This is a genomic window from Streptomyces sp. NPDC029139 (genome assembly GCF_055564335.1).
This window is the reverse complement of record NZ_JBVHWN010000004.1, coordinates 485435-509938: the sequence shown is the minus strand read 5'-3', so window position 1 is coordinate 509938 and position 24504 is coordinate 485435. Positions and strand designations below refer to the sequence as shown.

20 protein-coding genes are annotated in these 24504 nt (G+C 72.1%); 8 read left to right on the top strand and 12 right to left on the bottom strand.

The window, feature by feature from the left end:
• Positions 1-51: 51 nt before the first annotated feature.
• The 3 genes from ACZ4VW_RS13450 to ACZ4VW_RS13440 all read right to left on the bottom strand — a co-directional run bounded on the left by ACZ4VW_RS13450 (position 52) and on the right by ACZ4VW_RS13440 (position 3853).
• Positions 52-2505 (bottom strand): sodium-translocating pyrophosphatase, encoded by a 2454-nt coding sequence (locus ACZ4VW_RS13450; protein WP_467961644.1) that lies wholly within the window; start codon positions 2503-2505, stop codon positions 52-54.
• A 446-nt stretch (positions 2506-2951) separates the two neighbouring features.
• The gene (locus ACZ4VW_RS13445; RefSeq protein ID WP_467961642.1) at positions 2952-3407 is read right to left on the bottom strand and encodes an ATP-binding protein; all 456 of its coding nucleotides are present in this window, start codon (positions 3405-3407) and stop codon (positions 2952-2954) included.
• A gap of 92 nt (positions 3408-3499) precedes the next feature.
• A complete protein-coding gene (locus ACZ4VW_RS13440; protein WP_467961640.1) occupies positions 3500-3853 on the bottom strand; it encodes an STAS domain-containing protein in 354 nt (117 codons plus the stop codon).
• Between the two features lie 79 nt (positions 3854-3932).
• On the opposite strand from ACZ4VW_RS13440, the gene ACZ4VW_RS13435 reads away from it, so the two are divergent.
• A complete protein-coding gene (locus tag ACZ4VW_RS13435) occupies positions 3933-6410 on the top strand; it encodes a DEAD/DEAH box helicase (RefSeq protein WP_467961638.1) in 2478 nt (825 codons plus the stop codon).
• Here the strand turns inward: ACZ4VW_RS13435 and ACZ4VW_RS13430 are convergent.
• The 7 genes from ACZ4VW_RS13430 to ssd form a co-directional block, all read right to left on the bottom strand.
• Positions 6352-6753 carry an Rv3654c family TadE-like protein gene (locus ACZ4VW_RS13430; protein WP_467961636.1) on the bottom strand — a complete coding sequence of 134 codons (402 nt, stop codon included), beginning with the start codon at positions 6751-6753 and terminating at the stop codon, positions 6352-6354. The two genes, ACZ4VW_RS13435 and ACZ4VW_RS13430, sit on opposite strands and share 59 nt — an antisense overlap.
• Complete coding sequence (locus ACZ4VW_RS13425) at positions 6750-7109, bottom strand: TadE family type IV pilus minor pilin (RefSeq protein WP_467961634.1); 360 nt, start codon at positions 7107-7109, stop codon at positions 6750-6752. The genes ACZ4VW_RS13430 and ACZ4VW_RS13425 overlap by 4 nt, the downstream gene beginning before the upstream one ends.
• Entirely contained in the window at positions 7096-7302 is a 207-nt protein-coding gene (locus tag ACZ4VW_RS13420) for a DUF4244 domain-containing protein (RefSeq protein ID WP_467961632.1), read from the bottom strand. The genes ACZ4VW_RS13425 and ACZ4VW_RS13420 overlap by 14 nt, the downstream gene beginning before the upstream one ends.
• Before the next feature lie 137 nt (positions 7303-7439).
• On the bottom strand, positions 7440-8213 hold the full coding sequence (locus tag ACZ4VW_RS13415) for a type II secretion system F family protein (RefSeq protein WP_467961898.1): 774 nt from the start codon (positions 8211-8213) through the stop codon (positions 7440-7442).
• 8 nt (positions 8214-8221) lie between these two features.
• A complete protein-coding gene (locus ACZ4VW_RS13410; protein ID WP_467961630.1) occupies positions 8222-9106 on the bottom strand; it encodes a type II secretion system F family protein in 885 nt (294 codons plus the stop codon).
• Between the two features lie 2 nt (positions 9107-9108).
• Positions 9109-10305 carry a TadA family conjugal transfer-associated ATPase gene (locus ACZ4VW_RS13405; protein ID WP_467961896.1) on the bottom strand — a complete coding sequence of 399 codons (1197 nt, stop codon included), beginning with the start codon at positions 10303-10305 and terminating at the stop codon, positions 9109-9111.
• An 8-nt stretch (positions 10306-10313) separates the two neighbouring features.
• Positions 10314-11468 carry a septum site-determining protein Ssd gene (gene ssd, locus ACZ4VW_RS13400; RefSeq protein ID WP_467961628.1) on the bottom strand — a complete coding sequence of 385 codons (1155 nt, stop codon included), beginning with the start codon at positions 11466-11468 and terminating at the stop codon, positions 10314-10316.
• A gap of 479 nt (positions 11469-11947) precedes the next feature.
• Here ssd and ACZ4VW_RS13395 point away from each other — a divergent pair, with 479 nt between their 5' ends.
• Positions 11948-12814: an HAD family hydrolase gene (locus tag ACZ4VW_RS13395; protein WP_467961626.1), complete on the top strand. Its 867-nt coding sequence runs from the start codon at positions 11948-11950 to the stop codon at positions 12812-12814.
• A gap of 334 nt (positions 12815-13148) precedes the next feature.
• Here the strand turns inward: ACZ4VW_RS13395 and ACZ4VW_RS13390 are convergent, their stop codons facing one another.
• Complete coding sequence (locus tag ACZ4VW_RS13390) at positions 13149-13976, bottom strand: Fic family protein (protein WP_467961624.1); 828 nt, start codon at positions 13974-13976, stop codon at positions 13149-13151.
• A 103-nt stretch (positions 13977-14079) separates the two neighbouring features.
• On the opposite strand from ACZ4VW_RS13390, the gene ACZ4VW_RS13385 reads away from it, so the two are divergent.
• Positions 14080-15066: an ATP-binding protein gene (locus ACZ4VW_RS13385; RefSeq protein WP_467961623.1), complete on the top strand. Its 987-nt coding sequence runs from the start codon at positions 14080-14082 to the stop codon at positions 15064-15066.
• A 167-nt stretch (positions 15067-15233) separates the two neighbouring features.
• Here the strand turns inward: ACZ4VW_RS13385 and ACZ4VW_RS13380 are convergent, their stop codons facing one another.
• Positions 15234-16535 (bottom strand): polysaccharide deacetylase family protein, encoded by a 1302-nt coding sequence (locus ACZ4VW_RS13380; protein ID WP_467961621.1) that lies wholly within the window; start codon positions 16533-16535, stop codon positions 15234-15236.
• 303 nt (positions 16536-16838) lie between these two features.
• Between ACZ4VW_RS13380 and ACZ4VW_RS13375 the strand changes: the two genes are divergently transcribed.
• From ACZ4VW_RS13375 to ACZ4VW_RS13355, 5 genes are all read left to right on the top strand, one after another.
• Positions 16839-19145: a SulP family inorganic anion transporter gene (locus ACZ4VW_RS13375; RefSeq protein WP_467961619.1), complete on the top strand. Its 2307-nt coding sequence runs from the start codon at positions 16839-16841 to the stop codon at positions 19143-19145.
• A gap of 194 nt (positions 19146-19339) precedes the next feature.
• Positions 19340-21295: an acetate--CoA ligase gene (gene acs / locus ACZ4VW_RS13370; protein ID WP_467961617.1), complete on the top strand. Its 1956-nt coding sequence runs from the start codon at positions 19340-19342 to the stop codon at positions 21293-21295.
• 342 nt (positions 21296-21637) lie between these two features.
• On the top strand, positions 21638-23032 hold the full coding sequence (gene nhaA, locus ACZ4VW_RS13365) for a Na+/H+ antiporter NhaA (RefSeq protein ID WP_467961615.1): 1395 nt from the start codon (positions 21638-21640) through the stop codon (positions 23030-23032).
• Between the two features lie 37 nt (positions 23033-23069).
• Positions 23070-23567 carry a phage holin family protein gene (locus ACZ4VW_RS13360; protein WP_467961613.1) on the top strand — a complete coding sequence of 166 codons (498 nt, stop codon included), beginning with the start codon at positions 23070-23072 and terminating at the stop codon, positions 23565-23567.
• The gene (locus ACZ4VW_RS13355; protein ID WP_355113250.1) at positions 23564-24499 is read left to right on the top strand and encodes an alpha/beta fold hydrolase; all 936 of its coding nucleotides are present in this window, start codon (positions 23564-23566) and stop codon (positions 24497-24499) included. Before ACZ4VW_RS13360 ends, ACZ4VW_RS13355 begins: the two co-directional genes overlap by 4 nt.
• Positions 24500-24504 lie beyond the last annotated feature (5 nt).

Sequence of the window (24504 nt, the reverse complement as noted above, 5' to 3'; positions counted from 1 at the left end):
CGGGCGGACGGCACGTCAGCACGCGCCGCCCGCCCACTCTCTGACCTGGTGTTACGAAATCACCGGCGCGTCCGGCGCCTCCGGCGAGACCGCCACCGGCCGCGCGGCGTTGCCTTTGTCACCCGATCCACCGCCCGACGCACCTCCCGATCCGCCTCCCGACTCGTCGCCGACGGCCACCGAACGCCGCTTGGAGACATAGACGGCGCCGATGATGACGACGATCGCGAGGGTCGCGATCAGTGCCCGCAGTCCGCCGCTCGCGTCGGCTCCGAAGCTGAACTGCACGACCGCGGGCGCGATCAGCAGCGCGACCAGGTTCATCACCTTCAGCAGCGGGTTGATGGCCGGACCGGCGGTGTCCTTGAACGGGTCGCCGACGGTGTCGCCGATGACGGTCGCGGCATGGGCGTCGCTGCCCTTGCCGCCGTGATGGCCGTCCTCGACGAGTTTCTTGGCGTTGTCCCAGGCGCCGCCGGAGTTGGCGAGGAAGACCGCCATCAGAGCGCCCGTCCCGATCGCCCCGGCGAGGTACGAACCGAGCGCGCCCACGCCGAGCGCGAAGCCCACCGCGATCGGCGCCATCACGGCGAGCAGCCCGGGCGTGGCGAGTTCACGCAGCGCGTCCTTGGTGCAGATGTCGACCACGCGCCCGTACTCGGGCTTCTCGGTGTAGTCCATGATCCCGGGGTGCTCGCGGAACTGCCGCCGCACCTCGTAGACCACCGCGCCCGCCGAGCGGGAGACCGCGTTGATCGCGAGACCCGAGAACAGGAAGACCACGGCGGAGCCGAGGACCATGCCGAAGAGGTTGTTGGGCTGCGAGATGTCCAGCGAGAGGTTCATCTCGGTGGCCTTGGCCCCCACCTCGGCGACCGACGTGGCGATCGCGTCGCGGTACGAACCGAACAGTGCCGCCGCCGCCAGGACGGCGGTCGCGATGGCGATGCCCTTGGTGATGGCCTTGGTGGTGTTGCCGACGGCGTCGAGGTCGGTGAGGACCTGCGCGCCCGCGCCCTGGACGTCGCCGGACATCTCGGCGATGCCCTGGGCGTTGTCGGAGACGGGCCCGAAGGTGTCCATGGCGACGATCACGCCGACGGTGGTGAGCAGACCGGTGCCGGCGAGGGCGACCGCGAACAGCGCCAGCATGATCGACGTACCGCCGAGCAGGAACGCGCCGTACACCCCCAGGCCGATGAGCAGCGCCGTGTAGACGGCGGACTCCAGCCCGATGGAGATGCCGGCGAGGACGACGGTGGCGGCGCCGGTGAGCGAGGACTTGCCGATGTCCCTGACCGGACGCCGGCTCGTCTCGGTGAAGTAGCCGGTGAGCTGCTGGATCAGCGCCGCCAGGACGATGCCGATGGCGACGGCGACCAGGGCGAGGATCCGCGGGTCTCCGGGGTGGCCCTGGATGCCGGGCTCGGTGACGCCCTTGAGGTCGGCGTAGGAGGGCGGGAGGTAGACGAAGACGGCGACGGCGACCAGGGCGAGCGAGATCACGGCGGAGATGAAGAAGCCGCGGTTGATGGCGGTCATTCCGCTGCGGTCGGCGCGCCGCGGGGCGACCGCGAAGATGCCGATCATCGCGGTGACCACGCCGATCGCCGGGACGATCAGCGGAAAGGCGAGGCCGAGGTCGCCGAAGGCCGCCTTGCCCAGGATGAGCGCGGCGACGAGCGTGACGGCGTACGACTCGAAGAGGTCGGCGGCCATGCCCGCGCAGTCACCGACGTTGTCGCCCACGTTGTCGGCGATGGTGGCGGCGTTGCGCGGGTCGTCCTCGGGGATGCCCTGCTCGACCTTGCCGACCAGGTCGGCGCCGACGTCCGCGGCCTTGGTGAAGATGCCGCCGCCGACACGCATGAACATCGCGATGAGCGCGGCACCCAGGCCGAAGCCCTCCAGGACCTTGGGCGCGTCGGCCGCGTAGACGAGGACGACGCAGGCCGCCCCGAGCAGGCCGAGGCCGACGGTGGTCATGCCGACCACTCCGCCCGTACGGAAAGCGATCTTCATCGCCTTGTGCGCGACGGACGTCAGATCCTTTTCCGGTTCGCCCGGGGCGGGAGTGGCTTCGCGCGCAGCCGCGGCCACTCGCACATTCGCCCGAACGGCGAGCCTCATGCCGATGTATCCGGTGGCCGCCGAGAAAAGCGCACCCACCAGGAAGAACAGGGAACGCCCGGCGCGCTGCGACCAGTTGTCGGCGGGAAGGAGCAGGAGCAGGAAGAACACGACGACGGCGAAGATCGAGAGGGTCCTCAACTGCCGCGCCAGATAGGCGTTCGCGCCCTCCTGCACGGCGGCGGCGATCTCCTTCATCGATTCGGTGCCCTCACCGGCCGCGAGCACCTGACGCGTCAGCAGCTGGGCGACGACGAGCGCGGCCAGTGCGACGACCGCGATGACGATCACGATGGTTCGGTTCTCGTCGGTGAGTACCGCCGCGGCGAGAGAAGTGGGGTGTCCGGTCAGTTCTGGGTTGAAGAGCCCCGCCATTCGTCCTCCTTGACGTTGCGAGCTCAAGATGTGGACGGATTGTAGGGAGCGGAACCTGATCAAAACAGGGCGCCGCTGACGGAATTCCCCATTGCCTCGATCTTCCCACCGAAAGCGGTAATGGGGCAAAAGCATTTACACATGATCCATGATCTAGTCAAATGAAAAGAGGCCCTGCTCAGCAGGGCCTCTTTTCCTGATCTCGATGGATCGGCGTGCGCCATTCGGGGGAATGGTGTTTCAGAAGCGAATCGAGAAGCTGTCCGACGAACGCTCCGAAGAAGCGATCTCCGCGCACGGCCGTCCGGGCGGTCCCGGTGGTCCGATCCCGACGCTCGGCCGTCCGGGCGGTCCCGGCGCTCCGGTCCCGACACTCGGCCGTCCGGGCGGTCCCGGCGCTCCGGTCCCGACGCCACGCCCTGGGGAGGGCGTAACCGTGGGGAGGCTCAGGGAAGGGCGATCGCCGGCGTGGTCGGCCAGGTCATCCTGATGATCCCGCCCTCCTCGCCCGCCCGTACCTCGACGTCGTCGACGAGCCCGCGGATCACCGCGAGACCCATCTCGTCCTCGGGGTCGGCGTCGCCCGGCCCCTCGGCCGGAGCCTCGCCCCGCGCGCCGGGCACACCGGCGGCCTCGGCCGCCGCCCCGATGCCTGGGGCCCCGTCGCCGACCTCAATGGAGAACGTCTTCTCCTCCTCGGTCAGGACGACCTGGATGGGCGTGGTGACACCGCTGCTGCGGTGCAGCCCGACGGCACGGGAACACGCCTCGCCGACGGCGAGTCTGACCTCGTCGAGAACCGCCTCGTCGACTCCGGCCCGGCGCGCCACCGCGGCCGCCACGAGGCGAGCCGTGCGGACGTGCTCGGGCTGGGCGCTGAAGCGGAGTTCAACGGTGGCCATGCGGTCCCCCTAGGAACGTATGGGCGGGCAACTCGGAGGACCGGGCCTGTCGGCCCGGCTCTCCCTTCCTTCTTCCGACGCCCCGACGGCCGTCAGTCAGTGGCGTTGACGGCCTCGTCGACCGTGGTGTGAATGGGGAACACCTTGGTCAGGCTGGTGATCCGGAAAATCTTCAGAATGCGCTCCTGGTTGCAGACGAGGCGCAGCGAGCCCTCGTGCGCGCGCACGCGCTTCAGGCCACCCACCAGCACGCCGAGGCCGGTCGAGTCGAGGAAGTCCACGCCCTCCATGTCGACAACCAGGTGGTAGCTGCCGTCGTTCACCAACTCGACCAACTGCTCGCGCAGCTTGGGCGCGGTATACACATCAATCTCGCCACCGACCTCGACGACCGTACGGTCGCCACTCGGGCCGGACACATTGCGAGTCGACAGGGACAGGTCCACGGATCCTCCAGCACCTTGCTATCGAGCGGTCGCCCCTCGGGTCTCCCCGTCGGAGTCGGGGGACGGATCGCCAGCCGCGATGGCATTCAATCACTTACCAGCAGCCATGCACGACGCCTTGGGAGCATTGTCCGTCATGCCAGTGACACACTCGGTGCCGATGGCCAAGAATCAGCGCCCCAGTCGACCTGCCGGGGACATGGGCAGCCGCCCCTCTCCCGGCATGGTCCTCGACCGGCTCTCCTCGGGCGGGAGCCGGGCCGCGCGCATCACTCATACGGAGCACTTGCCCGCCCGGGAGGGTCGTCATGCGGTCTGGCCGCATCGCATCCGGCCGGAAGTGATCGGCGCGATCCAGGCGGCGGGAATCGAGCACCCCTGGGCCCATCAGGCGGAGGCCGCGGAGCACGCTCTGGACGGCGCGTCCGTGGTGATCGCGACCGGCACCGCCTCGGGCAAGTCGCTGGCCTATCTCGCCCCGGTCCTGTCCACCCTCCTGGACGGCTCGGAGGCCGCCAACGGCCGGGGCGCCACCGCCCTGTACCTTGCCCCCACCAAGGCCCTGGCCGCCGACCAGCGGCGCGCCGTGCGTGAGCTGGCCGCCCCGCTCGGCAACCGGGTCCGGCCGGCCGTCTACGACGGCGACACGCCGGTCGAGGAGCGCGAGTGGGTCCGCCAGTACGCGAACTACGTGCTCACCAACCCCGACATGCTCCACCGGGGCATACTGCCCGCCCACCCCAGGTGGTCCTCCTTCCTGCGCTCGCTGCGCTTCGTCGTGATCGACGAGTGCCACACCTACCGTGGCGTCTTCGGTTCCCACGTCGCCCAGGTGCTGCGTCGCCTGCGCCGCGTCTGCGCCCGGTACGGCGCGGATCCCGTCTTCCTGCTGGCCTCCGCCACCTCGGCCGAGCCCGCCCTCGCCGCCGGCCGGCTGACCGGCCTGCCGATCACGGAGGTCTCCGACGACGCCTCCCCGCGCGGCGAGCTGGTCTTCGCCCTCTGGGAGCCGCCGCTGACCGAGCTCCACGGCGAGCAGGGCGCCCCGGTGCGCCGCACGGCCACCGCCGAGACCGCCGATCTGCTGACCGACCTGACCGTCCAGGGCGTCCGCTCGGTCGCCTTCGTACGCTCCCGGCGCGGCGCCGAGCTGATCTCGGTCATCGCCCAGGAACGCCTCGCCGAGGTCGACCGCTCCCTCGCCCGGCGGGTCGCCGCCTACCGCGGCGGCTACCTTCCCGAGGAGCGCCGGGCCCTGGAGCGTGCCCTGCACTCGGGCGAGCTGCTCGGCCTGGCCGCCACGACCGCCCTGGAGCTGGGCGTGGACGTCTCGGGCCTGGACGCCGTGCTGATCGCCGGCTACCCGGGCACGCGGGCCTCCCTGTGGCAGCAGGCGGGCCGCGCGGGCCGCTCCGGCGAGGGCGCCCTGGCGATCCTGATCGCCCGCGACGACCCCCTGGACACCTTCCTCGTCCATCACCCCGAGGCGCTGTTCCAGCAGCCGGTCGAGTCGACCGTGCTGGATCCCGACAACCCGTACGTCCTCGCCCCCCACCTGTGCGCCGCCGCCGCGGAGCTTCCGCTCACCGAACCGGACCTGGCCCTCTTCGGCCCGGCCGTCCCCGAGCTGCTGCCCCAGCTGGAGGCCGCCGGCCTTCTGCGCAAGCGGTCCACCGGCTGGTACTGGACCCGCCGCGAGCGGGCCGCCGACCTGACCGACATCCGTGGCGGGGGCGGCAGCCCCGTCCAGATCGTGGAGGCCGCCACCGGCCGCCTCCTCGGCACGGTCGACGAGGCCGCCTCCCACACCGCCGTCCACGAGGGCGCCGTCCACCTGCACCAGGGCCGCACCTACCTGGTGAAGACCCTCGACCTGAAGGACTCCGTGGCCCTGGTCGAGGAGGCCGCCCCGCCGTACTCCACCACCGCCCGGGACACCACCTCCATCTCCGTCCTCGAGACCGACACCGAGATCCCCTGGGGAGCCGGCCGCCTCTGCTACGGCTCCGTCGAGGTCACCAACCAGGTCGTCTCCTTCCTGCGCCGCCGTCTGATCACCGGCGAGGTCCTCGGCGAGACCAAGCTCGACCTGCCGCCCCGCACCCTGCGCACCCGGGCCGTGTGGTGGACGGTCACCGAGGACCAGCTGGACGCCGCCCGGATCAACCCGGAGATCCTCGGAGGCGCCCTGCACGCCGCCGAACACGCCTCGATCGGCATGCTCCCGCTCTTCGCCACCTGCGACCGCTGGGACATCGGCGGGGTGTCGATCCCGCTCCACCCGGACACCCTGCTGCCCACCGTCTTCGTCTACGACGGCCACCCGGGCGGCGCGGGCTTCGCCGAGCGCGCCTTCCACACCGCCCGCGCGTGGCTGACGGCCACCCGCGAGGCGATCGCCTCGTGCGAGTGCGAGGCGGGCTGCCCCTCCTGCATCCAGTCGCCCAAGTGCGGCAACGGCAACGACCCGCTCCACAAGCGCGGCGCCGTGCGCCTCCTCACGGAACTGCTGCGGGAAGCCCCGGAAGAGCCTCAGCAGGCCCGGCCCGCGCCCTGACAGCGGGCGTGTAGGGCCCCTGCCGCACCGCCGCGGTCACGTCCGCGACGTCACCGCGCACCGAGCACCGCAGCACGGACGCCCCCTGCGCGCCCGCCACCCGGGTCGCCGCCGCGCAGGCGACCTCCTCACCCCACAGGGCCCGGTCGGCGGCGGCGAGCGCCGCCAGGTCCGCGGCGCCGCCCGCACGGTGCCGGGCCGCCACCGCCTGCCCCAGCGCGAGCACCGCCCCGAACACCACGCACAGGACACAGGCCGCGAACGCCGTCCACACCGTCGCCGCCCCGCGGTCTCCGCGCAGCCGGGCCACCACGGCCCTCTCGGCCGTCCCGTCCCTGGTCACGGTGCCGTCACCCCCACCGTGTCCTCGGCGAGCGCCGCCGCCCCGGCGCGCAGCGTGAGACCCATCCCGCCCGGCCCCGGCGCCGCCACCTCCACCGTCACCCGCCACAGCTCGCCCGACCGGGTGACGCCGACCCGAGCACCCTCGGGCGCGGCCGCCCGGGCGGCCGCCTCCGCCCCTGCCGCCGGCTCCGAACGGGCCACCGCCCGCGCCCCGGCGCGTGCCGCGTCCACGCACTGGATCTGCGCCGCCGCGGCGGCGAGCGCCCAGACCATGGCCATGGTGAACACCACCAGGGCCGGCAGGGCCATCGCGGCCTCCACGGTCACGGCGCCCCGGTCCTCAGAACGGCGCATCGAGCGCCTTCCCGACCAGGGATTCCAACGCTCCTGAGACCGAACCACCGGTCACGATCTTGTACAGCACGGTCGCGAAGGCCGCGGCCGCGATCGTTCCCATCGCGTACTCCGACGTGGTCATCCCGGCATCGCTCCGGGCCGCCCACCGGGCCCGCCACCACGCGTTCATCCGCTTCATGCCAACCCCCATGTGATGCCGTCCGCCTTGCGGCGTCGGCGTGTTCGTCCTCGGTGTTCCGTGTTCTGTGTTCTGTGTTCTGTGTTCTGTGTTCTGTGTTCTGTCTGCCGCGTCGCGCGTTCCGCCCGCCGCCGCGTGCCCCGCGCCCGTCAGTGCCGCAGCAGGCCGCTCGCGAGGCCGATCACCACCGGAGCGACCCCCACCGCCAGAAAAGCGGGCAGGAAGCAGAGCCCCACGGGCGCGGTGATCAGCACCTGCGCCCGCTGCGCCCGGGCCGCCGTCTTCCGCGCGTGGTCCGCCCGCAGGTCGGCCGCGTGCTTCGACACGGCCTCCGCGGCGGGCGCCCCGGAGGAGCCGGCCCGTTCCAGGCAGCGGGCCAAGCCCTCGGCGCCGGGTATCGCGCCGAACCTCCGCCAGACATCGGCCGGTTCACCGCCCAGGCGGAGCTCCGCCGCCGTCCGGGACAGCCGCTCGCCGACCGGGCCTCCCAGCGATCGGCCCACCGCCTCCGCCGCCTCTCCGGGCCCCGCCCCCGCCGACACACAGGCCGCCAGCAGATCGGCGGCGAGCGGGAGTTGCCGTACGGCCGCACCGTCGTCACCCGTCGCCGGGGCCCGGCGTTCACGGAAGCGGCGTGCGCCCCAACCCGCCGCGGCACCTGCCAGGAGGCCGGTCGCGCCACCGATCAGCGCCCACCCGGCGGCGGCTCCCGCGAGCGGCTCCGCCCAACTCCGCAGCCAGGACGGAAACTCCGGCCCGCGCCTCCCCCGGCGCTCGAACCCGGCACCCAGCAAGGCCGCCAGGCGCGTGCGCGTCCGCCGCTCACGCCGCCGGTCCACCAGGGTCCAACCGGCCCAGGCGAGCGCCCCGGCCGGCGCGAGCACCACCCCCAGCCGAGGGGTGAACTCGCCCAGGAGCCACATCGATCCGCTCACGCCCGCTCACCTCCCCGGACGATCCGCGCGGCCCACCACAGGCCGGCCGCTTCCAGGGCGCCGCCGACGGCGAGGCACCCCCACCCCACCGGCGTGTGCAACAGCACGTGCAACGGTCGTGCGCCCAACGCCGAACCGAGCACGAGCCCCACGGCCGGGAGCACAGCGAGCACGGTCACCGTCGCCCAGGCCCCGGCCAGTTGGGCCCTCAACCGCTCCCTCTGGTCCCGGTGCTCCCTGAGGGCGGCCTCCAACCGGTCGATCCCCGCGGCGAGCCCCGCGCCCCCGTCCACCGCGACCTGCCAGCAGGCCGCCAGGCCGGCCAGGCCGTCGGCACCGTCCTGCCGGGCAGCCCGCCGCAGCGCTCCCGGCACGTCCCCACCGAACCGGGCCGCCGCGAGCACCTCCGCCTCCTCCCGCGGGCCCAGCGCACCGGTCGCCCCGACCGCGAAGAGCAGCGCCTGTGCGGGCTGCCGGCCGGCTCTCAGCTCGCCCGCGACCGTGCCGCACAGGGCCACGACCGCGTCGGACCGCGCCTCCCGCTCCTTGCGGAGCGCCGCCGCGCGCAGCCTGCGCCCGGCCAGCGGTACCGCGAGGGCCCCCGCCGCCAGCGGGAGCGGCGACTCCCCGAGGAGGGCGAGCACTCCCGCCACCGGCAGGCACCACCAGGCGCGCCGTCCCCGCACCACACCCCACCACCGTTCGCCGGCCGCCCGCAGCGTCGGGCGGCCTCGTCCTGGGCCATTCGGGGCTCCCACGGCCCCCACCCCGGCCAGCACCACCCGCGCCCTGCGCAGTCCCCGCTCCCGCTCGGCCAGCCGCCAGATCGCCGCCCCGGCGCACACCACCGCCGCGCTCTGGGCCGGCGCCCACTGCTCCACCCTCACCACTCACCCCCGATCAGCGACCGCAGCCGCTCCCATCCCCGGTCCCGCACGAACCCGGCCGCTCCCCAGCGCAGCGCGGGCACGGTCACCACCAGCCCCTCACGGTCCCTTTCTAGGACGTGGATCTCGGCGATCCGCCGGCACCCCGCCCGGTCCCGTACGAGATGCAGCACCACCGAGAGTCCGGCCCCCAACTGGCTGTGCAGCGCCGCCCGGTCGAGACCGGCGGCCGTGCCGAGCGCTTCGAGCCGGGCCGGTACGTCCGCCGCCGTGTTGGCATGGACCGTTCCGGAGCCGCCCTCGTGGCCCGTATTGAGAGCGGCCAGCAGATCGACGGCCTCGCCGCCCCGGACCTCGCCGACCACCAGACGGTCGGGCCGCATCCGCAGTGCCTGCCGGACCAGGTCCCGCAGGGTCACCAGACCGGCACCCTCCTGGTTCGCCGGGCGCGCCTCCAGGCGCACCACGTGCGGATGGTCGGGCCGCAGTTCGGACGAGTCCTCGGCCAGGACGATCCGCTCCCGCTCGCCGACCAGACCGAGCAGGGTGGACAGCAGGGTCGTCTTTCCCGATCCCGTACCACCGGAGATCAGATAGGAGACCCGGGCGTCGATCAGTGCCCGCAGGATCCGCTCCCCGCCCGGCGGGACCGTACCCGCCGCGGTCAGCTCCCCCACGGAGAAGGCCCGCGGCCGCACCACCCGCAGCGACAGGCAGGTCGAGCCGACCGCCACGGGCGGCAGCACGGCGTGCATACGGGTCCCGTCCGGCAGCCGGGCGTCCACCCAGGGACGGGCGTCGTCCAGACGGCGGCCGGCCGCCGCCGCGAGCCGCTGCGCCAGCCGGCGTACGGCGGGCGCGTCCGCGAAGCGGACGTCGGTGAGTTCGAGACCGGCTCCCCGGTCGACCCAGACCCGATCGGGCGCGGAGACCAGTACGTCGGTGACGGCGGGATCGGCGAGGAGTGGTTCCAGCGGGCCCGTGCCGACCAGCTCGCACCGCAACGCCTCCGCCGCGCCCAGGACTTCCGTGTCCCCGAGCAGCCGTCCCTGCGCCCGCAGCGCCGCCGCGACCCGTGCCGGTGTGGGGTCGGCGCCGCTCTCCGCGAGCCGCTGCCGCACGGCCTCCAGCAGTCCCGCGCCTCCCCCGCCGTCACCGCCACCGACGCCGCCACCGACGCTGGTGAGGGTCACCGGGCTGCTCACGACGCCCCTTCCGGGGTCAGCGCGCGCTCCCAGAACTCCGCGCAGAACCGGCCGAGCGGTCCCCGCGCCTCACCACCCGGGGGCGCGCCGCTGTCGAGGGCGTCCAGGAGGCCGGGGTCGTGCGGCAGTTCTCCGGCGAGTGGCAGCCGCAGCGCGTTCGCCACCCACTGATCGTCGAGTCCCGGTGCGTACGGCCCGCGTACCACCGCACGCAGATCGCTCAGCACCAGGCCCACGAGGGAGGCGACACGGTGGGCCGCCGCGACGGCCCGCAGCTCCCCGGGGACGACGAGGAGTCCGAGGTCCAGCTGCGCCAGCGCCTCGGTCACCGCCGCGTCGATCCGGCGGGGCAGGTCCACGACGACGATCCCGCCCCGCCTGCGCGCCGCGGCGAGCACCGAGCGCATGGCCTGGGGCGGCACGAGAACCGAGTCGCCACGGTCCCAGCTGAGCACTCGCAGCCCGCGCAGCGAGGGCAGCGACTCCTCCAGGGCGCCGCCGGCGACCCTTCCCTTCGAGGCGGCGAAGTCCGGCCACCGTCTGCCTTCGGTCCGTTCCCCGCCGAGGAGGACGTCGAGTCCGCCGCCGAGCGGGTCGCCGTCCACCAGCAGGGTTCGCCGCCCCGTCCTCGCTCCGGCCAGCGCGAGGGCGCAGGCCAGCGTGGAGGCGCCGGCACCGCCGCGTCCGCCGATGACGCCGACCGTCAGCGCCTGCTTTCCGGCGCCCTCGACGGCGTCGGCGATCCGGTCGACGAGCCAGCTCTCGGCGTCGGGCAGCCGCAGTACGCAGTCGGCGCCGATCTCGACGGCCCGCCGCCACACGTCGGGGTCCTCCCGGCCCTCGGCGCCCCGGCCGACGAGGATCACCCCGGGCCGGCGTGCGGCCCCCCGGCACCGCGTCGCGGCGTCCTCGCCGACCAGGACGAGCGGGGCATCGGCCCAGCTCGCACGGTGTTCCGGCACCGTGTGGTGCACCTCCGGATCGGCTCCCGCGGCGGCGCACAGCCTCAGCAGGTCGTCGAGCAGGGCCAGGTCCTCGGTCAGGATCAGCGGCCCGGTCCGGCGTCCCCCGCCGGCCGTCTCCCCCTCGGGTGCTCCCGCGGAGCCGGCCGACCGCGAGGCCGCGCGGCCTCGCGACGCTCTGAATGTCATGGTTCCCGCCACAGCACACGCCCCCTGTCGGTGCGATCCCGCCGGCGCCCGTCGCGCCGCCGAGATCGGTGATTCCTTGCGTCCGCGGAGTTCGCGGCGGGAATCACCGTGCCGCCCTACAGAAAATCGTGGGGATCTTGCTCAAAAACTGTGGATAACTCGCCCCTTGTGAATATCTCCGTGCCCCATACCGGGGATGCCCGGAGAGCATCACTTCCGCTACGCTGAGTGACGAATCGAGGGCGGGGCGCCGCCTCGGCCACACAGCCGCGGGAAGGGGGAGCGATGGGGTTCAAGAGGACGAAAACGCGTCCGGACATGCGACGACCCCCGCCGGGGGGGAGAGCGGGGGTCGTCTCTCCGGCCGACTCGGGGGGGGAGGAGCCGGACCGGGTTAGCACGGTCGCGAACGATCCGTGACTTCCATGGTGTACCCGAGAGCCCTCTCAGGCAAACCCACACGCCCGAGCGTACGCCGAATGGCGGGCACCTATGCTCGGCTCGTGGAAAACCACTCGTTGCCGCGCACAGCCGCCTTCTTTGACCTGGACAAGACGGTCATTGCGAAGTCGTCGACGCTGACCTTCAGCAAGTCCTTCTACCAAGGCGGGCTGATCAACCGCCGCGCCGTCCTGCGGACGGCCTACATCCAGTTCGTCTACCTCGTGGGCGGCGCCGACCACGATCAGATGGAGCGGATGCGCGAATATCTTTCCGCGCTCTGCAAAGGCTGGAACGTCTCGCAGGTCAAGGAGCTCGTCGCCGAGACCCTGCACGATCTGATCGACCCGCTCATCTACGACGAGGCGGCCTCCCTCATCGAGGAGCACCACGCCGCCGGCCGCGACGTGGTGATCGTCTCGACCTCCGGCGCCGAGGTGGTGGAGCCGATCGGCGAGATGCTGGGCGCCGACCGGGTCGTCGCCACGCGGATGGTCGTCGGGGACGACGGCTGCTTCACCGGGGAGGTGGAGTACTACGCCTACGGGCCCACGAAGGCCGAGGCGATCCGCGAGCTCGCGGAGTCGGAGGGCTACGACCTCGCGCGCTGCTACGCGTACAGCGACTCGGCGACCGACGTGCCGATGCTGGAGGCCGTGGGCCACCCGTACGCCGTCAACCCCGACCGGACGCTCCGCCGCGAGGCGCTCGCCCGGGACTGGCCGATCCTGGCTTTCGAGCGGCCGGTCCGGCTCAAGCAGCGTCTGCCGGCCTTCCGCATGCCTCCGCGTCCCGCCCTCGTGGCCGTGGCCGCCGTGGGCGCCGCCGCCGCGACCGCCGGACTGGTCTGGTACGCCAACCGCCGGCGACAGAGCGCTCTTGCCGATCACTTTGCCCGGATTTGAGCTGAAAGCAAAGAAGTGTGGTCAGGACTTTCGCATCCCACTCGACAGGAGTAGAAAGGAATCAGGCCCGCGAGACCTAGGACATCCGAGAGGATCACCTGTTGAGCAAGAAGGCCCCACGGACCACGCACAGAAGCTGAGCACCCACGCGACGTCGACCCGTCGATTACGGGCCAGCCGCACCAGGCGACGGGCAAAGTTCCCCGCCTGATGGGCACATATCGAGGACGCTTGGTAACTCGGCAGACGTGCCAGCGGCGGTACCAGCACTGGTACCGCCGCAACCCTTTTCGGGCGACTCCCGCCGCGGCCCCCTGCGGCCCTCCGCGATGTTTTAGGCGGCGCCGCGCTGGAGCGCCTCGCAGACCGCCGTCGACTCCCGGACACCCAGCTCCACGGCCCGCCCGCAGTGGGCGATCCAGGCGGCCATGCCCTCCGGCGTCCCCGACAGGTACCCGTCGAACGCCGCGACGTACGCGGCACGCCCCTGCTCGGCGTGCCCGACCTCGGCCGGGCAGATCGACTTCGGGTCGAGCCCGCTGCCGATCAGCACGATCCGCTCGGCGGCCCGGGCGATCAACCCGTTGTACGAGGTGAACGGCCGCAGCGCGAGCAGTTCACCGTGCACCACGGCCGCGGTCACCAGCGCCGGAGCCGTACCGCCCGCGATGATCAGCTCCGAGAGCCCGTCGAGCCGACCCGCGACCTCGGCCGGGTCCGGCAGCGGCGCCTCGATCAGCGGCTCGTCGACCGCCTCACCGGCCTGCCGGGGCCTGCCGACGGAGTCCGCGAGGTCGCCGCTGTCGCCCACCGCGACCAGGTGCAGGCGGGCCAGCACGCGCAGCGGCGACTGGCGCCAGATGGAGAGCAGCTGACCGGCCTCGGCACCGAGCCGCAGGGCCGCGCCCACCGTGCGCGCCTCGGCGTCCCCGCCGAAGTCGGTCCGCCGGCGGACCTCCTCCAGCGCCCAGTCGGCGCCGGAGAGCGCGGCCGAACCGCGCGCCCCGCGCAGGGCCGCCTCGGAGGTGATCTCGTTGCTGCGGCGCCGCATCACGCGGTGTCCGTAGACCCGGTCGACGGCCTTGCGTACGGAGTCCACCGATTCGGCGACGCCCGGCAGGGAGCCGAGGGCGGCCAGGGGGTCAGAGGCGTGCGTACTCATAAGTAGGGAGGCTACGCGCCCCGGGGCCACCGCCCCACGTCGGAGTGGCGTTCTTCACGCACTTCGACCACGCCCAGCAGTCATGCCGCTACCCTAGGTGAACATGAAGATCGCTTTCGTAGGGAAGGGCGGCAGCGGGAAGACCACGCTGTCCTCGCTCTTCATCCGCCACCTCGCCGCCAACGAAGCCCACGTCGTCGCGGTGGACGCCGACATCAACCAGCATCTCGGGACCGCGCTGGGTCTCGACGAGACCGAGGCGGCGGCGCTGCCCGCGATGGGGGCGCACCTGCCACTGATCAAGGAGTATCTGCGGGGCTCGAACCCGCGGATCGCCTCCGCCGACACGATGATCAAGACGACCCCGCCCGGTGAGGGTTCACGGCTGCTGCGGGTCCGCGAGGACAACCCGGTGTACGAGGCGTGCGCGCGGACCGTGCGCCTCGACGACGGGGACATCCGGCTGATGGCGACGGGGCCGTTCACCGAGTCGGATCTCGGGGTGGCCTGCTACCACTCCAAGGTCGGCGCGGTGGAGCTGTGCCTGAACCACCTGGTCGACGGGGAGGACGAGTACGTCGTCGTCGACATGACGGCGGGCTCGGACTCGTTCGCGTCCGGGATGTTCACCCGCTTCGACATGACGTTCCTGGTCGCCGAGCCGACCCGCAAGGGCGTCTCGGTCTACCGCCAGTACAAGGAGTACGCGCGGGACTTCGGTGTCGCGCTCAAGGTCGTCGGCAACAAGGTGCAGGGCCAGGACGACATCGACTTCCTGCGCGCCGAGGTGGGCGACGACCTGCTGGTGACGGTCGGCCACTCGGACTGGGTGCGGTCGATGGAGAAGGGCCGACCGGCCCGCTTCGAACTTCTGGAGGCGGACAACCGCATGGCGCTCCAGGCCCTCCAGAACGCGGCGGACGACTCGTACGCGCACCGCGACTGGGAGCGGTACACGCGCCAGATGGTGCACTTCCATCTGAAGAACGCGGAGAGCTGGGGGAACGCGAAGACCGGGGCCGACCTGGCCGCGCAGGTCGACCCCGACTTCGTGCTCGACGAGGCGCGTGCGGTGCCCCAGCCCAGCTGACGTCGCCCGCGACCGGCGCGGGCCGCACACCGGATCCGAGGCCGGGGGTCGCCCCTGGCCGTACACCGCATGCGAGACCAGAGGTCGCCCCTGGCCGCACACCGGATCCGAGACCAGGGGCCGACCCGATCGCTCGGGCCGGCCCCGGCTTCGTGCCGAGCGAGGGCTCAGCGGCGCTCGTCCCGCGCTCCGGCGGGCTGCGCGCCGGCCTGCGCGGGCTGGGCGGGGGCCTGCGGGGCCAGGAAGGCCGCCCAGCCGCCCTTCGGAGCCTCGCCCACCTTGAGGGTCCGCATCTTCTCGATCACCGCGGGGTCCTGGGCGTCCAGCCAGTCCGCGAGCTGCCGGAAGGACACGCACTTCACGTCCTTCTGGACGCAGACCGTGGCGATGGTCTCCTCGATGGCGCGCATGTACGTGCCGCCGTTCCAGGACTCGAAGTGGTTGCCGATGATCAGCGGCGCGCGGTTGCCGTGGTACGACCGGTTGAAGGCCTGCACCAGGCCGTCGCGCATCTGGTTGCCCCAGAAGGTGTGCATGGCCGGGTCGCCCTTGGTCGTACCGGACTGGTTGACCAGGAAGTTGTAGTCCATGGCGAGGGTCTGGAAGGCGCGGCCCGGGACCGGGACGAGTTGCATCGACAGGTCCCAGAGACCGTGGTCCTTCTTGGGCCAGATCTGGTCGTTGACGCCACTGGTGTCGTAGCGGAAGCCCATCTGGGACGCCGCCTGGACGAAGTTCTTGCGCCCCTCGAGGCACGGGGTGCGGGCGCCGACGAGCTCCTTGTCGTAGTCGAACGGGAGGGGCTGCTCGGCGGTGAGACCGGAGTTCGTCTTCCAGTTCTTCACGAAGGACTTGGCCTGGAGGATCTCGCTCTTCCAGTCCTCGACCGACCAGTTGCCGACGCCGCTCTCCTTGCCGCAGAAGTGGCCGTTGAAGTGCGTGCCGACCTCGTTGCCCTCCTGCCAGGCCCCGCGGAGCTCGCGGACGGTGGCGCGGATGCCCTCGGTGTCGTTGAAGCCGATGTCCGAGCGGCCGGGCGCGTGCTGGGGCGGGTTGTAGAGCTTCCGCTTCTCCTCGGGGAGCAGATACACACCGCTGAGGAAGTACGTCATGGTCGCGTCGTACTTCTTGCCCACCTTGCGGAAGTGGGAGAAGAGCTTTTGGCTGTCCTCGCCCGCGCCGTCCCAGGAGAAGACCACGAACTGCGGCGGCTGTTCGCCCGGCTTCAGCTTCTGCCAGACCGGCTGGTGGGGCTGGGCGCCGGTGAAGGCGGTGGAGCCGTCGCCGATCAGCCGTACCGGGCTCTCCGGGGCCGCGGCCGGGTCCTTCTTCGTGCCCGGCGCGCCCTGGTCGCCACCCGGTCCGCCGGAGCCCGAGCAGCCGGCGAGGCCGGTGATCAGGGCGACGGCGAGAGCGCCGACGGCGAGCATCCTGGTGCGGGCAGTGGTCCTTCTCCCGGCGGTTGTCATCCGCCCACCTCTCCTCGGTTCCGTGCGAGCGGCGTCAACGTCGCACCACGGCGGCCGAAGAGATGAAACGACAAGCGGAACTCTGCACACCATTCACCGGAACCGGTGAATCATTGCCCTGTTTGCCCCGAAAATAATGCCGCAGACTTTACTCTGCATTACGATCCATTTACTGAGCGTTGATACTCGCGATGAGGATCCACGCTCGGAATCCCGCCGCTGCACGCCGTGACCCACGGCCGCGACCCCCACGTTCGTCCCGCACGAGCCGCGACCGCGCTGCCCCGGAGGAGACGGGAACCAATGACTGTCTGCATGCCCATCCGCCGTACCCCGACCCAGCGGCCCCACAGCCCGCCCGGCCGCCGCCCACGCCTCCGTATCGCGGGCGCCGACGTGTCCGCGTCGATCGCCGTCTTCCTGATCGCGCTGCCGCTCTCCCTCGGCATCGCACTCGCCACCGGAGCCCCGCTCCAGGCCGGCCTCGTGGCCGCCGCCGTCGGCGGCATCGTGGTCGGCCGGCTCGGCGGGGCGCCGCTCCAGGTCAGCGGCCCCGCCGCGGGACTCACGGTGGTCACCGCCGAGCTGATCCAGCGGTACGGCTGGCGCACCACCTGCGCCATCACCGTCCTCGCCGGACTCGCCCAACTCGGCCTGGCCGCCCTCCGGGTGGCCCGTTCCGCCCTCGCCGTCTCCCCCGCGATCGTGCACGGCATGGTCGCCGGAATCGGCGTGACCATCGCGTTCGCCCAGCTCCACATCGTCCTCGGCGGCACACCGCAGAGCTCCGTGGTCGCCAATGTCATCGCGCTTCCGGCCCAGTTGGGCGACCCGCACCTCACCGGACTGGCCGTCAGCGTGCTCACGATCGCCGTCCTGCTCCTGTGGCCGCGCCTGCCCGGCCGCGCTGGCCGGTTCGTACGGAAGGCACCGGCCGCCCTCGCCTCCGTGGCCCTGGCCACCCTCGTGGCCGTCGTCGCGGGGCTGCGCGTACCGCGCGTCGACCTCCCCTCCTGGAGCAGCCACGCCCTCGTCGGGCTGCCCGAGGGTCCGGCACTCGGCATCGCGGCGGGCGTGCTCACGATCACCCTCGTCACCAGCGTGCAGTCGCTGCTCTCCGCCGTCGCCGTCGACAAGCTGGTGTCCGCCCGGCCCGACCGCGGCGTCGGGGTCCCCCGCTCCCGGCTCGACCGCGAGCTGGCGGGCCAGGGCGCGGCGAACATGGTGTCCGGCGCGCTCGGCGGCCTGCCCGTCGCCGGTGTCGCGGTCCGCAGCGTCGCCAACGTCTCCGCGGGCGCCGTCAGCCGCAACTCCACGATGCTGCACGGCCTGTGGGTGATCCTGGCCGCGTTCCTGCTGGTGCCGGTCCTGGACCTGATCCCGCTGCCGGCCCTCGCCGCGCTCGTGATGGTCGTCGGCATCCAGATGGTGAGCATCACCCACATCCGTACGGTCACCCGGCACCGCGAAGCCCTCGTCTACGCGGCCACGGTCACCGGTGTGGTCCTGTTCGGGATCCTGGAGGGCGTCGCCCTCGGGATCGCGGTCGCCACCGCCGTCGCCCTGCACCGGCTCGCCCGCACCCGCATCACCCACGAGGAGAAGGACGGCCGCTGGCGGGTCCGGATCCGCGGCCAGCTGACCTTCCTCGCCGTGCCACGGCTGAGCCGGATCCTGCACACGATTCCCGACGCCTCCGAGGTCGTGATCGAGCTGGACGGGTCGTTCATGGACCACGCGGCGTACGAGGCGCTGCACGACTGGCAGGCGGCGCACGGGGCCACGGTCGAGATGACCGGCCCCACCGGCGCCCGGATCACCGAGCCGAACTCGGAGTCGGACGTCTGCTGCCGCCCCTGGACGCCCTGGCGCAACCACTGCGGCGAGCACCACCCGGCCGGCCGGGCGCGCCGCGCGACCGGGCACCAACTGGCCAGCGGCATCGGTACCTTCCAGCGCAATACGGCCCCGCTGGTGCGTGACGAGCTCGCCCGCCTCGCGCGCGAGGGCCAGAACCCGTCGCAGCTGTTCCTCACCTGCGCCGACTCCCGCCTCGTCACGAGCATGATCACCGCCAGCGGGCCCGGTGACCTCTTCACCGTACGGAACGTGGGCAATCTGGTCCCGCTGCCCGGCGAGGAGGCCGGGGACGACTCGGTGGCGGCGGCGATCGAGTACGCGGTGGAGGTGCTGGGCGTGCAGTCGATCACCGTCTGCGGACACTCGGGCTGCGGGGCGATGCAGGCCCTGCTCGGCAGCACGGCGGACGATCCGCCGACGCCGCTGCGGCGCTGGCTGCGGCACGGTCTGCCCAGCCTGGAGCGTATGAAGAGCCGCAGACACGCCTGGGCCCGGATCTCCGGGAGGCTGCCGGCCGACGCGGTCGAGCAGCTCTGCCTGACCAACGTGGTCCAGCAGCTCGACCACCTGCGGGCGTACGACGCGGTGGCCCGGCGGCTCGCCGACGGGACGCTCACGCTGCACGGGATGTACTTCCACGTCGGCGAGGCCCAGGCGTATCTGCTCGCGGAGTCCGACGAGCCGCACGGGTACGACGACGTCTTCGATCTGGTCCCGCCTTCGGCCCGACAGGAAGCCCGCGCGTCCTGAACCTTCGCGTCCGAGCGCCCGTGAGACTGTATGGCCCCTTCTTCCCACCGCTCGGGAGGGAGGGGCCACCGCACGCCCGCCACCCCATAGGTCTAAACCAATTTCCTGGAGACTCTTGTCACCCGGGCATCTGACTGATGAGCTATGACGCGGGACACATAGGCACATAGGACGCCCTGGGAAAGGGAGATGTCGTGAGCAACGAAAGCCTGGCCAACCTGCTCAAGGAAGAGCGGCGGTTCGCGCCGCCGGCCGAGCTGGCCGCGGGCGCCAACGTGACGGCGGAGGCGTACGAGCAGGCCGAGGCGGACAGGCTGGGCTTCTGGGCCGAGCAGGCCAAGCGGCTCGCCTGGGCCACCGAGCCCACCGAGACCCTCGACTGGTCGAACCCGCCCTTCGCCAAGTGGTTCGCCGACGGCGAACTCAACGTGGCGTACAACTGCGTCGACCGGCACGTCGAGGCCGGCAACGGCGAGCGCGTCGCCATCCACTTCGAGGGCGAGCCCGGCGACAGCCGCTCCCTCACCTACGCCGAGCTCAAGGACGAGGTCTCCCGGGCCGCCAACGCCCTGACCGAGCTGGGCGTCACCAAGGGCGACCGGGTGGCGATCTACCTCCCGATGATCCCCGAGGCCGTCGTCTCGATGCTGGCCTGCGCCCGCGTCGGCGCCGCGCACTCCGTGGTCTTCGGCGGCTTCTCCGCCGACGCCATCGCCACGCGCATCGAGGACGCCGACGCCAAGCTCGTCATCACGGCGGACGGCGGCTACCGCCGCGGCAAGCCGAGCGCCCTCAAGCCCGCCGTCGACGAGGCCCTCGGCCGGGTCGACAACATCCAGCACGTGCTCGTCGTGCGCCGCACCGGCCAGGACGTCGCGTGGACCGAGGGCCGGGACGTGTGGTGGCACGACATCGTCGCCCGCCAGTCCGCCGAGCACACCCCCGAGGCGTTCGAGGCCGAGCACCCGCTCTTCATCCTCTACACCTCCGGCACGACGGGTAAGCCGAAGGGCATCCTGCACACCTCCGGCGGGTACCTCACCCAGGCCGCGTACACCCACCACGCCGTCTTCGACCTCAAGCCGGAGACCGACGTCTACTGGTGCACCGCCGACATCGGCTGGGTGACCGGCCACTCGTACATCACGTACGGGCCGCTGGCCAACGGCGCGACGCAGGTCATGTACGAGGGCACTCCGGACACCCCGCACCAGGGCCGGTTCTGGGAGATCGTCCAGAAGTACGGGGTCACGATCCTCTACACCGCGCCGACCGCGATCCGTACGTTCATGAAGTGGGGCGACGACATCCCCGCGAAGTTCGACCTGTCGAGCCTGCGCGTTCTCGGCTCGGTCGGCGAGCCGATCAACCCCGAGGCGTGGATCTGGTACCGCGAGCACATCGGCGCCGGCAAGACCCCGATCGTGGACACCTGGTGGCAGACCGAGACCGGCGCGATGATGATCTCGCCGCTGCCGGGCGTCACCGAGACCAAGCCGGGCTCGGCCCAGCGCCCGCTCCCCGGCATCTCCGCCACCGTCGTCGACGACGAGGCCCACGAGGTGCCGAACGGAGGCGGCGGCTACCTGGTCCTCACCGAGCCGTGGCCGTCGATGCTCCGCACGATCTGGGGCGACGACCAGCGGTTCATCGACACCTACTGGTCGCGCTTCGAGGGCAAGTACTTCGCCGGCGACGGCGCGAAGAAGGACGAGGACGGCGACATCTGGCTGCTCGGCCGGGTCGACGACGTCATGCTCGTCTCCGGGCACAACATCTCCACCACCGAGGTCGAGTCCGCGCTCGTCTCGCACCCGTCCGTCGCCGAGGCGGCGGTGGTCGGCGCGGCCGACGAGACCACCGGGCAGGCGATCGTCGCCTTCGTCATCCTGCGCGGCACGGCGAGCGTGAACGACGGCCTCGTCGCTGAGCTGCGTAACCACGTGGGTGCGACCCTCGGCCCGATCGCGAAGCCGAAGCGGGTGCTGCCGGTGGCGGAGCTGCCGAAGACGCGCTCCGGGAAGATCATGCGGCGGCTGCTGCGGGACGTCGCCGAGAACCGGGAGCTGGGGGACGTCACGACCCTCACCGACTCCTCGGTCATGGCCCTCATCCAGACGCAGCTGCCGAGCGCGTCCTCGGAGGACTGACCGGCCCGAACGTCTCATGTGCGCCCGCCCCGGGACCCCCGGGGCGGGCGCCCTCGTTTCCCGAGCCCTCGTTTCCCCGAACCCGCGTCCCCCGCGCCGTCATGTCCGGACGCCTTCGTCTCCCGGACACTCCTTTCCGGACGCCCCGTTTCCGGGCGGCCGGCCGGGGCAGAACGGGCCGGAAGGCGGTTCTGTCCCTAAAGTGACGCTCACCGGACACATCCCCGGCTCGTTGGGTAACGTAATGATCGCGTCAGGGACGCGACAGAAACACCTAAGTGCGCCGGGAAGTCTGGTCGGCATGTGCTTCGCCTTGCCCAAACCGACCGGAGGTCGCCCACCGTGCCCGCGCCCACCCCCACCGATCGCACCTTCCTCGGCCGTCTGCCGTTGCCGGAACGGCGGTTCCTGGCCGACGCGCTGCGCGCCGAGACCGTCGGTGGCGTACTCCTCCTCGCGGCCGCCATCGCCGCACTCGTCTGGGCGAACACCCTCGGTGCCAGTTACGAGTCCGTACGGAGCTTCCACCTGGGCCCCGCGGCCCTCGGGCTCGACCTCTCCCTCCAGCACTGGGCGGCCGACGGCCTCCTCGCGATCTTCTTCTTCGTCGCCGGCATCGAGCTCAAGCGCGAGCTCGTCGCGGGCGAGCTGCGCGACCCGCGGGCCGCCGCGCTCCCCGTCGTCGCCGCCCTCTGCGGCATGATCGCACCCGCGCTCGTCTACGTCCTGACCAATGCCGTCGGCGGCGGCTCGATGGACGGCTGGGCCGTGCCCACCGCCACCGACATCGCCTTCGCGCTCGCCGTGCTCGCCGTCATCGGCACCTCTCTGCCGTCCGCGCTGCGCGCCTTCCTGCTGACCCTCGCCGTCGTCGACGACCTCTTCGCGATCCTGATCATCGCGGTCTTCTTCACCAGCGACCTGAACTTCGCCGCCCTCGGCGGCGCCATCGCCGCGCTCGGCGTCTTCTGGCTGCTGCTGCGCAAGGGCGTCCGCGGCTGGTACGTGTACGTCCCGCTCGCCCTGGTCGTCTGGGGCCTGATGTACAACAGCGGCGTCCACGCCACCATCGCAGGTGTCGCCATGGGCCTGATGCTGCGCTGCACGCGGCACGAGACGGAGGCGCACTCCCCCGGCGAGCACATCGAGCACCTGGTCCGCCCCCTTTCGGCCGGGCTCGCCGTCCCGCTCTTCGCGCTGCTCTCGGCCGGCGTCGCGGTCAACGGAAAGTCGCTGGCCGACGTCTTCACCCAGCCCGTCACCCTCGGTGTCGTCCTCGGCCTGGTGGTCGGCAAGACGGTCGGCATCTTCGGCGGCACCTGGCTGGCCGCGCGCTTCACCAGTGCGACGCTCAACCGGGATCTGGCCTGGGGCGACGTCTTCGCCGTGGCCTCCCTCGCCGGCATCGGCTTCACCGTCTCGCTGCTCATCGGCGAGCTGGCCTTCGAGGGCGACACGGCCCTGACCGAGGAGGTCAAGGCGGCCGTCCTGATCGGCTCGCTGATCGCGGCCGTGCTCGCCACGGTCCTGCTCAAGCTGCGGGTACGGAGGTACCAGGCGCTGTGCGCCGAGGAGGACCGCGACGACGACCAGGACGGCATCCCCGACATGTACGAGCAGGACGACCCGGCGTACCACCTGCGGATGGCCGAGATCTACGAGAAGAAGGCCGCCGAGCACCGCGAGCGCGCCCAACTGGCGGGGGCATCGCGCGATGACGGCGACAGTCCGGCATGATCTGAGGTCGGACCGTAGAGGAAAAGAGGGAGCAGCGATGAGCGACCCGATCAACGGAACCGAGCGCAGCCTCGGTCAGCTGGTCGCCTCGGCGACCGCCGAGATGTCCGCGCTGGTGCACGACGAGATCGCCCTGGCGAAGGCCGAGATCCGACAGGACGTCAAGCGCGGGGCCATCGGCGGCGCCGCCGGCGGAGCGGCCGCCACCGTGCTCCTGTTCTCGCTGCCGATGCTGAGCTTCGCCCTCGCGTACGGCATCAACGCCTGGACCGGCGGGCACAACGGCGAGGGCGGCTGGAACCTCGCCTGGTGCTTCCTGCTCTCCTTCGCGGCCAACGTCCTGCTCGCGGGGCTGCTCGGGCTGATCTCCTACGCCAAGTTCAAGAAGGTCAAGCCGCCGGAGAAGTCCATCAACTCGGCCAAGCAGACCGCCGCGATCCTGCAGAACGCCAAGCCGCACCCGCGCCCCGAGCGGGTGGCGCTGCCCGGCACGGTCCAGGACAAGGCCGTTGTTGTGGGACGCTCGTCTGCATGACCGTCCCCGAGAGCAGCAACGGCAGCGGCAGCCCCGTACGGATCGAAGGCCCCTGGACCCACCGTGACGTGGCCGCCAACGGTGCGCGCTTCCACATCGCCGAGATGGGCGATGGGCCGCTCGTGCTGCTGTTGCACGGCTTCCCGCAGTTCTGGTGGACCTGGCGCCACCAGCTGCCGGCTCTCGCCGACGCGGGCTTCCGGGCCGTGGCGATGGACCTGCGGGGCGTGGGCGGCAGCGACCGTACGCCCCGGGGCTACGACCCCGCCAACCTGGCGCTCGACATCACCGGCGTCGTCCGCTCCCTCGGCGAGCCGGACGCGGCGCTGGTCGGACACGACCTCGGCGGCTATCTGGCCTGGACCGCTGCCGTCATGCGGCCGAAGCTCGTCCGCCGGCTCGCGGTCTCCTCGATGCCGCACCCCCGCCGCTGGCGTTCGGCGATGCTCTCCGACTTCTCGCAGTCGCGTGCCGGTTCGTACGTATGGGGCTTCCAGCGCCCCTGGCTGCCGGAGCGTCAGCTCGTCGCGGACGAGGCGGCCCTGGTGGGGAAGCTGATCGAGGACTGGTCGGGACCTGGGCTGCCGGACGAGGAGGCGCTCGCGGTGTACCGGCGGGCGATGTGCATCCCGTCGACCGCGCACTGCTCGATCGAGCCGTACCGGTGGATGGTGCGGTCCCTGGCACGGCCGGACGGAATCCAGTTCAACCGGCGTATGAAGCGCCCTGTGCGGGTACCCACCCTGCACCTGCACGGCTCGATGGACCCGGCGATGCGCACGCGCAGCGCGGCCGGCTCGGGCGAGTACGTGGAGGCGCCGTACCGCTGGCGACTCTTCGACGGGCTGGGGCACTTCCCCCACGAGGAGGACCCGGTGGCGTTCTCCACGGAGCTCATCAACTGGCTCAAGGACCCCGAGCCCGACCGCTGACCGGA